At 42.1% G+C, this 12,155-nt stretch carries 9 protein-coding genes; 4 read left to right on the top strand and 5 right to left on the bottom strand.

The features are described from left to right. Positions 1-35 precede the first annotated feature (35 nt). Entirely contained in the window at positions 36-545 is a 510-nt protein-coding gene (locus FTT91_RS03730) for a DinB family protein (RefSeq protein ID WP_180168995.1), read from the top strand. 203 nt (positions 546-748) lie between these two features. On the opposite strand, the gene FTT91_RS03725 is transcribed toward FTT91_RS03730, so the two are convergent. Next, positions 749-2,572, bottom strand: coding sequence for an acyl-CoA dehydrogenase C-terminal domain-containing protein (locus FTT91_RS03725; RefSeq protein ID WP_180062522.1), 1,824 nt, complete (start codon positions 2,570-2,572; stop codon positions 749-751). A gap of 225 nt (positions 2,573-2,797) precedes the next feature. On the opposite strand from FTT91_RS03725, the gene FTT91_RS03720 reads away from it, so the two are divergent. Continuing rightward, the gene (locus FTT91_RS03720; RefSeq protein WP_180168994.1) at positions 2,798-5,188 is read left to right on the top strand and encodes a hypothetical protein; all 2,391 of its coding nucleotides are present in this window, start codon (positions 2,798-2,800) and stop codon (positions 5,186-5,188) included. Positions 5,189-5,290: 102 nt separating this feature from the next. On the opposite strand, the gene aroE is transcribed toward FTT91_RS03720, so the two are convergent. From aroE to hemF, 3 genes are all read right to left on the bottom strand, one after another. After that, a complete protein-coding gene (gene aroE / locus FTT91_RS03715; RefSeq protein WP_104852603.1) occupies positions 5,291-6,079 on the bottom strand; it encodes a shikimate dehydrogenase in 789 nt (262 codons plus the stop codon). Positions 6,080-6,175: 96 nt separating this feature from the next. Next, on the bottom strand, positions 6,176-6,382 hold the full coding sequence (locus tag FTT91_RS03710; RefSeq protein WP_004974627.1) for a hypothetical protein: 207 nt from the start codon (positions 6,380-6,382) through the stop codon (positions 6,176-6,178). Between the two features lie 318 nt (positions 6,383-6,700). Then, complete coding sequence (gene hemF, locus FTT91_RS03705; RefSeq protein WP_180168993.1) at positions 6,701-7,645, bottom strand: oxygen-dependent coproporphyrinogen oxidase; 945 nt, start codon at positions 7,643-7,645, stop codon at positions 6,701-6,703. A 231-nt stretch (positions 7,646-7,876) separates the two neighbouring features. On the opposite strand from hemF, the gene hemN reads away from it, so the two are divergent. Continuing rightward, a complete protein-coding gene (gene hemN / locus FTT91_RS03700) occupies positions 7,877-9,250 on the top strand; it encodes an oxygen-independent coproporphyrinogen III oxidase (RefSeq protein ID WP_096901232.1) in 1,374 nt (457 codons plus the stop codon). A gap of 44 nt (positions 9,251-9,294) precedes the next feature. Here the strand turns inward: hemN and ribA are convergent, their stop codons facing one another. Further along, on the bottom strand, positions 9,295-9,897 hold the full coding sequence (gene ribA / locus FTT91_RS03695) for a GTP cyclohydrolase II (protein ID WP_004974633.1): 603 nt from the start codon (positions 9,895-9,897) through the stop codon (positions 9,295-9,297). A 308-nt stretch (positions 9,898-10,205) separates the two neighbouring features. Here ribA and dxs point away from each other — a divergent pair, with 308 nt between their 5' ends. After that, entirely contained in the window at positions 10,206-12,116 is a 1,911-nt protein-coding gene (dxs, locus tag FTT91_RS03690) for a 1-deoxy-D-xylulose-5-phosphate synthase (protein WP_004974635.1), read from the top strand. The last annotated feature ends 39 nt before the right edge of the window (positions 12,117-12,155 follow it).

Raw genomic sequence — 12,155 nt, 5'->3', positions numbered from 1 at the left:
AGATTGTGGTAAGAACTCAAATAGGACAAATTTGAATGGACTTAAAAACCTTTGAGTTACTTGCGAACTATAATTTATGGGCGACTCAAAAACTAAAACATGCTTTGGTATCTGTTTCAGATGGTGATTTTTTCTCGGATCAGGGCTTATATTTTAAAAGTATTTTTGGCACGCTCAATCATTTGCTAGTCGGTGAACATTATTTATGGTTTCCACGTTTTGCTTTGCAGAATTCTGCTATGTTGCCATTAGATCATATCGTTGAAACCAATAGAACACAGCTTATTGAACAGCTTGAAAAGAAAGCTGAAAACTGGATTCACTTTTTAAAACAAGTAGATACTAATTTTTTTGATCAAGACTTACATTATAAAACATCAACTGGTGTTGCCATGAGTTTGCCGTATGCAGCAACCTTAATGCACGTGTTTAATCATGCAACACATCATCGTGGGCAAATTACCGCGGCTTTAACCGCAATGGGATATGTCTGTCCTGAGCTGGATTTAATTTATATGTTGCTAGAAGACCAGACTAAGAAGTAAATTGAATGAAACGATTAGAAATTTTATGTCTAGTGATTTTAATTTTTCTGATTTTATATCTGATTCAGTGGGTATTTCATGGTTTTCCAACAGCGCATTAAAAGTAATTTTAATTGATGTGTAAATTCGAGTACTGACTTTTTGAAGTACACACCAAAAGAGCGCATTACGCGCTCTTTTGATTTACATCTGCTTAGAATATTTTAGTAGTCAAAACTAAAATATTCTGGTGCTAATGCAGTCATGGTTTTAGATGGATTAACCATTGCTTCTGCATGACCTTGAGTACGTGGCAATAAACGCTCAAAGTAGAAATCGGCAACTTTGATTTTGGCTTTATAGAACTCAGGTGTTTCCTGACCATTGCCTTCAGCCAATTTGGTCGAAGCCACAGCCGCTTGTTGCGCCCAGAAATAAGCCATCATGACATAACCAGAGAACATCAAGAAGTCCACTGAAGCACTGGATACGATGTCACGGTCTTTACGAGCTGCCAACATAATGCGCACGGTTAATGCGTTCCATTGAGCACATAGCTTGGTTAAGTCCCATGCAAAACGACGCATGTATTTGTTACGTGCATGTTGACCACAGAATTTCAAAATTTCAGCGGTGTAGTCACGAATCACTTTGCCCTTAGAGCTTAACAACACTTTGCGACCAATCAAATCGAGTGCCTGAACACCAGTGGTACCTTCGTAAAGTGTTGAAATACGTGAGTCACGTACAATTTGCTCCATGCCCCATTCTTTAATATAGCCATGACCGCCGTACACTTGCATGCCGTGGTTGGCAGCTTCATAACCCATTTCAGTTAAGAAGCCTTTTAAGATTGGGGTATAGAAACCTAAATGGTCATCATGCGCTTCAAAAGCTGCAGTATCACCACGCATTAAAGCGTCGTTCATTTTATCTGCCAATTGTGCAGCATGATAAATCATGGCACGACCACCTTCTGCCACGGCTTTTTGCGTTAAGAGCATACGACGTACATCGGCGTGGTGAATGATTGCATCAGCTACTTTTTCAGGGTCTTTTTTACCTGAAAGGGCACGCATTGACATACGTTCTTTGGCATACGGTAATGCACCTTGGAATGCCAATTCTGCATGGCAAATCCCCTGAATTGCTGTACCAATACGTGCAGTATTCATAAAGGTAAACATGGCATGTAAGCCTTTGTTTGGTTCACCAATCAAATAACCCACGGCATTGTCAAAGTTCAGGACTGCAGTTGCAGACGCGCGAATCCCCATTTTGTGTTCAATAGAGCCACAAGTGACAGGATTACGCTCACCCACCGTACCTTCTGCGGTTGGCAAGAATTTCGGTACGATAAATAATGAAATACCTTTTGTGCCTGCAGGCGCATCTGGGAGGCGTGCTAACACAATATGAATGATGTTTTCAGTCAGGTCATGTTCGCCTGCAGAAATAAAGATTTTGGTACCTGAAATCGCATACGTACCATCGGCTTGTGGTTCTGCTTTGGTTTTTACCTGACCTAAGTCGGTACCACATTGTGGTTCAGTCAAACACATGGTGCCTGACCAAGTACCTGCAACCAAGTGCGGTAAATAGGTATCTTTTTGCGCGTCTGTACCAAATTGCATAATGGTGTTGATACAACCCACGCTTAAACCTGGATACATTTGGAATGACCAGTTTGCTGTACCCATCATTTCAGATTTGATGAGGTTTAGCGACATTGGCAGGTTTTGACCGCCGTATTGTTCAGGGTAAGACAGACCTTGCCAGCCACCTTGCACAAATTGGTCATAGGCTTCTTTAAAGCCTTTCGGTGTGGTCACATTGCCATTTTCAAAATGACAGCCTTCTTCATCGCCTGATTGATTGAGTGGAGAAAGTACATTTTCACAGAAATCTGCTGCACCTTCCAAAATCATATCGACTGTATCTGCGTCCGCAAGTTCACCGTTAGAAAGATTTTTGTAATGGGTCGGGTAATCAAGCACTTCGTTCATTAAGAAACGAATATCGTGTAATGGGGCTTTATATGCTGGCATAGTCTTAATCCTAATTTAGAAATAGTTTTGGATTATCTGTATCGATATGTTGATTATTCACACTCATGATCAAAAAACATTGATAAGAATAGCGAATAAAAATGTCAGAAATGCGAATACTGAAAATTATTCACCTTACAAAAACGAATGAAGTGTTATGTTACAATGTATCATAATCTGTACGTTTGAACAGACCAATCTATAATGAATATAAGGTGTTTAGCAATGAAGATACAATTAAAATATTTATCTTTATGTCTTTTTAGTTTAGCTGCTACAGGTTGTTCGCAGCATGTCATTAAGACCAATTCCAATCAGACGGTAAGTATAGAACAAAAGGCAATTACGGGGTTAAATGCCATCTTTGAAACACCTAGTTATGATTTTCAGGGCAAATTACGGGTACAGAGCAATTTAGTTGAAGCAACACCAAAAGTAACGGATATTGCTCCTACCACACTTGATCCTGTACTTAAAAAGCAATTAGATCAGTATTTAAAACAGCAAAAAGTCCGTTTAAGTACACAAGAAAAACAAAACTTATATACGGCAATGGCTAAGGAACAAAACTCTGCTTCCTATGCTGCAGGGGCAATCGAAAAATCGAGTCCTTTTAATTTTCTGTTGAATGTATTGAATGATACTGAGTTTAGCTACGATGGCTCGGTGCATTATCGGCAAAAAATTGCTGCTTTGAATGTGGCAGCACGCTATGAAAAACCGACACTTTTGGTGCAAATGAAAGTACCGATGGTGGTCGATTTTAATGAATATAAGTTCTATACCAACTATTTTTCTTTGTTGCCTTATTTGGTGAATAAAGACAGTCAAAATGACTTTGCCTATATCGACTTTTCTAAATACAAAGCCGATTTTGAGCGGATTAAAGTGGCACAATTTGCCGAATACTTAAAAGCCATGAATGCGGTGCCGTATGTATTGGCAGATTCTAAACATATTCAAAAGTTATCTTTAACTGCACAAGACCGTCAGCAAAAAATTAGTGAAAAAATTCGTTTGAACAGTAGTTTGGAAGATATGTTGCTGCAGCTTGCCATGTTTGATCAGGTCAATGCACCGTATTTGCAACAGACTGTATTGGGGCAGGCGACCACAACCGAAGATGCTGCTGAACAAGCTGAAATTACGCAAGATACATCGGCCAAAGAAAGTGTTGAAGACTACTTGAAACACAATGAAACTGCTGAAGATTATGGCATGAGCCAAGAGGCTTTTGTGGCGTATCAAGCCACCCTTGCTTTACGTGATTTGGTCAGTCAGAAATTTTATGCAACTGAAACGACAGTGAGTAATGTGGCAGATTATTCAGCAGATGCCAGTGAAGATGCCATGATCGCAGCTGAACAAGCCGTTCAGGCAGCGGCTGAGCAGGCTGAAGATTCAGCAAGCACCGCAAGTATGCTAAGCGAACAAGACTGTCAGCGTTTGATCGAAACAGCAAAAACAGCCAAAGTTGGAGATTTAACCTACTGTGCTTATGCCTATGAATTAGAAGCATTTAGCCCAAGTCGTGCTGAGCAGGCACAATCGGTTTTAGATGAGCACTTTGCTTCACCGCAAGAAAAGCTAGCTAAAGTTTTTGAACCATATCGTTCGGAACAATTGGTCGATGCCGCTGCTTTCGCAGCTTTGTGGCAAAAACATCAGGCTGAAATTCAACAGATTATGAATGCTACACCTAAAGATAAAAAAACACCGATGCAAATTGATGTGGCTTTAGATGATCAGGGGCGTGCTGCAAAAATTGATTATGCACTGCAATTTAAACGCGAAAATTACGGCACAATTCATGTGTATAACGATGTCAGCATTGCGAATTATGGGCAAGCCAGCAAAATTGACCGTAGTGCGCTGCGTCAAGCCAAATCCATTCAAGAAGTCAGTAAAGACTCAATTTTAGAAAAATGGGTGACAAATTTAGGGCGTACCTTGGAGCAGGAAACTGCAGAAAATAAAGATAAGACCACTGCAAAACCCGCCTTAAGTTATGATGAAGAATTAGCGCAGTTGGCACAAAAAACCTATCAACAAACAGAATCTTTTAGTCAGACTTATCAGACTTTATTTTTAGTGCACATGGCAGCAGAGCAAAGTACGTGGGTAAAAAATCTTAGTCCACAAACCTTGCAGGAAATGGCAGAAGTGTATGCCTATTGGTTCAGTGATGAGCGCTACTATGACCCGAAAGGTGCCGCGCTAAAACGGATTGAAGCTTTACAAGCCAAGCATCATTTAGAAGAAGATGAGCAATTTAATAATGCAATTGGTCGTCGTATCAATAATTTGACTGAAGATGCAGTCGATGAAAATAAAGTCGCACTTGAATGGCGTAAGCTGAAACAGCAATACAAGCAACCACAACAGATATTTGCTCAGCAATATTTAAAAGCCTATGAAGCAGCTTATGATTGGGATGTGCCTGACTTGGAGAATTTAAAGAAAACGGCACACATTTTGGGGCAGACGTATGTTGATCGTCAGCAGGGCAAATTGAGCCAAAATTCAATTCGCACTTTAACTGAAGATCAGGCTGAACAGATTGATTATGAGTTATATATGGATGTGTATGAAGATATGCAGAAATTTGTAAAATAAACCGTGGGTGAAAAATGGGCAATCAGCGTTCAACAAGATTGCCCAGTTTAAATAAAAAAATAGCCCTTTGCTGCTCAAGGGCTATTTTTATTTGGTGATGATTTAGAGGAAATCTTTTAATTCAGGTTTCACGCCATTCCAAATATAAAAAGATTCAATCGCCTGTCCGACCAGCATGCCAAAACCTTCCGATGTCGGTACGCCACGCGCTTTGGCTTGTTCTAAAAAGCTCGAAGGTTTGCCATAAGCCATTTCATAAGCAAAATTAAACTGCAAACACTCAGGCAAGGTGAGGGCATCTCCCGTTAAGCTGGCAGACGTCGCATTAATGGCTAAATCAAATTGACCTGTTAAATCGGTAAGTGCCATGGCTTGTAATTCTGCTTGCGGTACGGCAGCTTGTAGGTCAGCAACCAGTTGTTCAGCACGGGCAAGGGTGCGGTTGGCAATCACAATTTTTTTTGCGCCTGCTTGTACCAACGGATAAATTACCCCGCGGGTTGCACCACCAGCGCCAATAATCAAAATATCACTGTGCTCTAAATTCCAGCCCAAAGCACGAATGGCATCAACCAAACCCTGACCATCGGTATTGTCGCCATGCAAAACACCATCTTGCATCCACAAGGTATTGACTGCTTTGGCAATTTTGGCACGTTCAGTTAATACGCCACATTGGGCAAATGCTTGCTCTTTAAAAGGCACGGTTACATTCATGCCTACACCGCCCTGATTAAAAAAGTCTGCAACACTGTCTCTAAAACCATCAAGAGGGGCAAGGCGTTTGCTGTATTGCAGGTCAATGCCTGTTTTTTCTGCAAAGGCATGATGCAGTTCAGGAGAACGTGATTGTTCAATTGGGTTGCCAATCACGGCAAATTGTTTGCGCATTTGCCAAAATCCATGTGCTGAAATGTGCATCAATATACGTCAAATTCAGCGCGGACTAAAGCCTATGGCGGTATAAAACGGTGGGAGTCTTTGGACTTAAGGATTACAAATCTCTAAAACGGTTTCTAATACCAAAATAGTGGCAATCACGAACATGGCAATGCCCGCTAAAATGCTGCTACTAATGGCTAAGCCATCTGAAAGATGACTTTCAAAAATAAAGGTCATGCAAATTGAGCCAAGTAACATGGCAAAGGTTGCCCAAAATAAAAAGATTTTGTGTTTGAACAGCGGGCTAAACATGCGGATCTCCTGACAGATGTGGCGCAGTGTGACATAAGGCTTTGACAGTTTGATGAATTCGCCTTTGACTCATGGTTTGATGTATGGATAGTTAAATCCTATTTGTGCATGGTCGAATAGGGTGCGCGGTCACATCATCTATTAAAATCCATCCGCACTATCATGACAGTTAATTCATGCTGTGCATATTTATTGATTTGAAAATAAGCAATAAAGTTTGTAAGTAAAAAAGCGATTCGTGGAAGAATCGCTTTTTTGAACCTTGAATGTGATCTTTTTTACACTGCGATGTACGCAAGGTTTCACCAGTCGCGAGCTTTAACTCGTCTTGAGATTTAACCAATCGCGTGGTTTTAAGTAATAGTCGGTGAGTTTTTTCTCTGCGGATTCTTCTGCCCATTCAGGACGGTACGACCATCCCGCCAAGTTTGGTAAGCTGACTAAAATGGACTCAATCCGTCCACCTGTCTGCAAGCCAAATAAAGTGCCACGGTCATAGACCAGATTGTATTCCACATAACGTCCACGACGGTAAAGCTGGAACTCACGTTGTGCTTCGGTATAGGCTTTGTCACGATTACGCTCAAAAATAGGCAGAATTGCAGCCAAATAACCGTTACCCACCGCCTGAATATAGTTGAAACAGGTGTCAAAGTCCCATTGATTCAGATCATCAAAAAATAAACCACCCACGCCACGCTGTTCATCACGGTGCTTTAAATAAAAATAGTCATCACACCATTGTTTATGTTCTGCATAGACTTGATCGCCAAAAGGCGCACATAAGTCATGTGCTGTTTGGTGCCATGCCAACACATCTTCATCATTTGGATAAAATGGTGTCAGGTCAAAACCACCACCAAACCACCAAATTGGCGGTTGTCCTTCAGGTTCAGCGACAAATAAACGCACATTGGCGTGCGAGGTGGGTACATGCGGGTTTTTCGGGTGAATTACCAATGATACACCCATCGCTTGCGCAGGTGCGCCTGCAATATTTGGATGACGTTCAGTTGCAGAAGCAGGCAGTTTGGAAATATTGATGTGCGAAAACATCACTCCGCCTTTTTCAATGACCGTACCGTTTTGTAAGACGCGGGAACGACCACCGCCACCTTCAGGACGTTGCCAGTCATCAATTTCAAACTGTGCGCTTCCACCACCTGCCTGTTCTTGTTGTTCTAAAGCCGCACAAATTCGCGCCTGCAAATCGAGAAGAAATTCACGTACACGTTGAATATCCGCGTGAGTAGGATGCGACATGGCCACCTCAGCATAAAAATAAAATGGCTTACATCAAAACATAAAACTGTCTAAAAATTAAGGGGTTTATCCAGTTTGCTGCAAATCGCTCATGCAATTGCGCAAGGTGCTTTGTATTTCAGCATGTATTCCGAGCAAAAGACTAGGTTGATTTCCATGCACAAGCTCAGCACAATAGTTTTTACAATCTAAATTTTAGTCAGCAGCAATTAACTGAATGGGGCAGAGTGGATGACACAGCAGGCAAATTCTTTAATTCAAAAATACAATGTGCCTGGACCACGTTATACCAGTTATCCAACCGTACCTTATTGGGATGATGCTACCTTTTCTGCCGAGGCGTGGCAGCAAACGCTGAAGCGTTCGTTTGATGAATCTAATGCCAGCGAAGGCATCAGTCTGTATATTCATTTGCCATTTTGCGAAAGCCTATGCACTTTTTGTGGCTGTCATAAACGCGTCACCAAACGCCATGAAGTCGAGCAACCGTACATTCAGGCGTTATTAAAAGAATGGGACTTATATTGTCAGTTGCTCGAAAGCACTCCCATCATTAAAGAAATTCATTTGGGCGGTGGCACACCAACTTTCTTTTCTGTCGAACATTTGACGCAGCTTATTCAAGGCATTTTGGCAAAAGCCAAAGTGGCAGAACAGCACGAATTTAGTTTTGAAGGTCATCCCAATAACACCACCCGTGAACATTTACAGGCTTTATATGACTTGGGTTTTCGTCGGGTTAGTTATGGCGTGCAGGATTATAATGAAAAAGTACAGCGCGCCATTCATCGGATGCAGCCTTTTGAGCATGTGCAACGTGTGACCGAGTGGGCGCGTGAAATTGGCTATGATTCTATTTCACATGATTTGGTTTTTGGTTTGCCCTTTCAAAATCTAGACGATGTACTGAATACCATTGAGCAGACCCAACGTTTAATGCCAGACCGTTTGGCATTTTACAGTTATGCGCATGTGCCATGGATTAAAGGCAATGGGCAGCGTGGTTTTAAAGATGAAGATGTACCTAAAGATGAATTAAAACGTCAGTGCTATGAAGAAGGCAAACAGCGTCTTTTGGCCTATGGTTATCATGAAATTGGGATGGATCACTTTGCCTTAGAACGTGATGGTATGTATCAGTCGTTTAAAAATGGTACCTTGCACCGTAATTTTATGGGCTATACCGCATCTAAAACGCAGCTTATGATTGGCTTGGGTGTTTCATCTATTAGCGACAGTTGGTATAGCTTTGCGCAAAATGAAAAAAGCATTGAAGATTATTATGCCCGTTTAGCCTGCAATGAAATTCCTGTGTTTAAAGGGCATGTGCTGGATCGGGAAGATTTGGTAATACGTCAGCATATTTTAAATTTAATGTGCAGCTTTGAAACGTCGTGGGCCAGTCCAGAATTGGCATTTCCTGAAATTGAGCAAGTGCTGCAACAGTTACAGGAAATGCAGGAAGATGAATTACTGCTCATTCAAGATCAGCACATTCAGATTTTGGAAAAAGGTAAACCTTTTGTGCGCAATATTTGTATGGCCTTTGATTTGCGTTTAAAACGCCGTATGCCGAATAATCGTATTTTTTCGATGACGATTTAAACAAATTGCGTAGAAATTATTTAATTCAAAAATTAAAAGGTGACTCAAAAGTCACCTTTATCATACATGTGCGCCATGCGTTCATGTTTGGTTTGCAAATATTCTTCATTGAATGGATTTAGCCCCACAGTTAAAGGCACACGGTCTACCACCGTAATCCCTTGTTCCTGTAATGCTTGAATTTTCAAAGGGTTGTTGGTGATTAAGCGCACAGCTTTAACCTGCAAATGATCTAGCATAATGCTGCACATATCATAGCGACGTGCATCGGCAGGTAAATTCAGCATTAAATTAGCATCCACCGTGTCATGTCCTTGATCTTGCAGGGCATAAGCACGAATTTTATTGGTCAAGCCAATCCCGCGACCTTCTTGGCGTAAATATAAAATCACACCTTGTCCTGCGTCATTAATCAGACGTTGAGTGGCTTGAAGCTGTGGGCCACAGTCGCATTTTAAAGACGCGAAAGCATCGCCAGTTAAACATTCTGAGTGAATCCGTACCAGAACGGGCTGGGTTGGCGCAGTGTCCAAACCTTTGGATAATGCCACGTGTTCTTCGCCAGTTTCAGGATCTTGAAATACCGTAATGTTGAATTCACCAAATGCGGTCGGTAATCGTGAGGTTGCGACAAACTTAATCGGCACTGTTTAACTCGTGAAATAGTCGATAAATTGTTTAAAGTATAGCGTAATGCTCAGACATTAGTAGAATAGCGAACACGAATTTATACAGAAGATTTTCTTTTTTGTATAAAGCGCACGATAATGGTTGATAAATAGTTAGATTATTCAGGATAATCTACCCACCCAACGTGTGCCCAACTGAAATCACTGCTCAAAACTACATCGCTAGAAATGTGGCTGATTGAAGGTAATACCATTCGGTTATATGATCGAGTAATTCCCATTGACCTCGCTTAGGATTTGCCAGGCTTTAGAAGGCTTTGCCACATATGCTGTATACAGAAATTCCAACTCAACGCCCTGTAACACCATTGCTCGATGAGATTGACCATCCGCAGCAATTACGTTTACTCGCGCAAAGCCAGCTTCCACAGGTGGCAGATGAGTTACGTCAATTCATTTTGTATGCCGCAGGTCAAAGTGGAGGACACTTTGGCGCAAACTTAGGCGTGATCGAACTGACCGTTGCGCTGCATTATTGCTTTAATACCCCACACGATCGCTTAATTTGGGATGTCGGTCATCAGGCTTATCCGCATAAAGCCCTGACAGGACGCCGCGAGCAACTCACCACCATTCGTGCCAAAGATGGTTTGGCTGCATTTCCTGCACGTGAAGAATCTATTTTTGATACCTTTGGCGTTGGTCACTCCTCAACAGCTATTTCTGCTGGTTTGGGGATGGCGTTGGCACGACGTTATCAGCAAAACCCATGTGAAGTTGTTGCCATTATTGGCGATGGTGCCATGACGGCAGGTATGGCTTTTGAAGCCATGAATGATGCCGTGGCTCACCAAGCCGATATGATGGTGGTGCTGAATGACAACGATATGTCAATTTCATGCAGCACAGGCGGCTTTGCCAAACATCTTGCTGCTATTTGGGAGCGTGGTGAATCGGTTTATGTCAGTGAAACAGGTGAAGCTTACGTGCAGCCACATCCAAAGTGGACGTATAACTCGCGTTTGCACTGTGCTGCTACTGAAGCTGCTGACAACTTATTTAAAGCGATTGGGTTTGATTATTTCGGCCCTTTCGATGGACATGATGTTGAACAACTCACACACGTGTTTAATGCGCTGAAAAAACGTAAAGGCCCACGTTTAATTCACGTTTACACTAAAAAAGGCAAAGGCTTTGCGCCTGCAGAAGCTGATCAAATTAAATATCATGCCATTGGTAAAATTCATGCCAAAGCTGCACCAGTTAGCGCACCTAAATATTCTGATGTATTTGGGCAGTGGTTATGTGATCAGGCAGAACAAGATTCACGATTATTGGCAATTACGCCAGCCATGTGCGAAGGTTCGGGCATGGTGCAATTTGCCAAACAATTCCCAGAACGCTATTTTGATGTCGCGATTGCCGAACAGCATGCGGTGACTTTGGCTGCGGGTATGGCCTGTGAAGGTTTGAAGCCTGTGGTGGCGATTTACTCTACCTTCTTGCAGCGTGGTTATGACCAACTGATTCATGATGTCGCTTTGCAAAATCTGGATGTTACTTTTGGTATCGACCGTGCAGGTTTGGTGGGTGAAGATGGCCCGACCCATGCAGGTGCTTACGACTATGCCTATATGCGTACCGTACCGAATATCGTGATTATGGCACCAAAAGACGAAAATGAATGTCGTCAAATGCTGCACACGGCTTATTTATATAACGGCCCTGCAGCAGTGCGTTATCCACGCGGGCATGGTTTGGGTGTCGAAATTCAGCAGCAGATGACTGCAATTCCATTAGGACAAGCTGAAATTGTGGCGCAGTTCAATCCACAATATGATGACTATATTTCAGTGCTGGCTTTTGGTAGCCGTGTGCAAGCGGCAGTTGAAGCGGCTGAAGCGTTTGCTCAGCAGCACGATGTCGCAGTACGTGTGGTGAATATGCGTTTTGTGAAGCCATTGGATGAAAAACTGTTAGCTGAGATTGCAGACAGCACTGCATTATTCGTCACTGTAGAAGAGCATGCGATTATGGGTGGTGCAGGCAGTGCCGTGAGTGAATACTTGGCGAAGGCCCAGATTGTCAAACCGATTATTCATTTAGGTTTAGAAGATAGCTTTATGCAACAAGCGACACATGGTCAAATGCTGCAACAGGCAGGTTTAGATGCACAAGGCATTGAAAAATCAATGCAAAATGCTTGGCAAAAACTGCATCAATCTATATTGAATTAATTTTTAGCAACACTTCTTCCCCAAAAGCCTCAATATTTG

The sequence above is a fragment of the Acinetobacter sp. YH12021 genome (assembly GCF_013420145.1).
Taxonomy (GTDB): domain Bacteria; phylum Pseudomonadota; class Gammaproteobacteria; order Pseudomonadales; family Moraxellaceae; genus Acinetobacter; species Acinetobacter towneri.
The sequence above is the reverse complement of the archived record's forward strand: the minus strand, read 5'-3'. Positions and strand labels throughout refer to the sequence as shown.

Bases quoted from the DNA above. Each gene is read 5' to 3' on its own strand.
- FTT91_RS03730 (WP_180168995.1), top strand. From the start codon at position 36: ATGGACTTAAAAACCTTTGAGTTACTTGCGAACTATAATTTATGGGCG.
- FTT91_RS03725 (WP_180062522.1), bottom strand. From the start codon at position 2,572: ATGCCAGCATATAAAGCCCCATTACACGATATTCGTTTCTTAATGAAC.
- FTT91_RS03720 (WP_180168994.1), top strand. From the start codon at position 2,798: ATGAAGATACAATTAAAATATTTATCTTTATGTCTTTTTAGTTTAGCT.
- aroE (WP_104852603.1), bottom strand. From the start codon at position 6,079: ATGCGCAAACAATTTGCCGTGATTGGCAACCCAATTGAACAATCACGT.
- FTT91_RS03710 (WP_004974627.1), bottom strand. From the start codon at position 6,382: ATGTTTAGCCCGCTGTTCAAACACAAAATCTTTTTATTTTGGGCAACC.
- hemF (WP_180168993.1), bottom strand. From the start codon at position 7,645: ATGTCGCATCCTACTCACGCGGATATTCAACGTGTACGTGAATTTCTT.
- hemN (WP_096901232.1), top strand. From the start codon at position 7,877: ATGACACAGCAGGCAAATTCTTTAATTCAAAAATACAATGTGCCTGGA.
- dxs (WP_004974635.1), top strand. From the start codon at position 10,206: ATGCTGTATACAGAAATTCCAACTCAACGCCCTGTAACACCATTGCTC.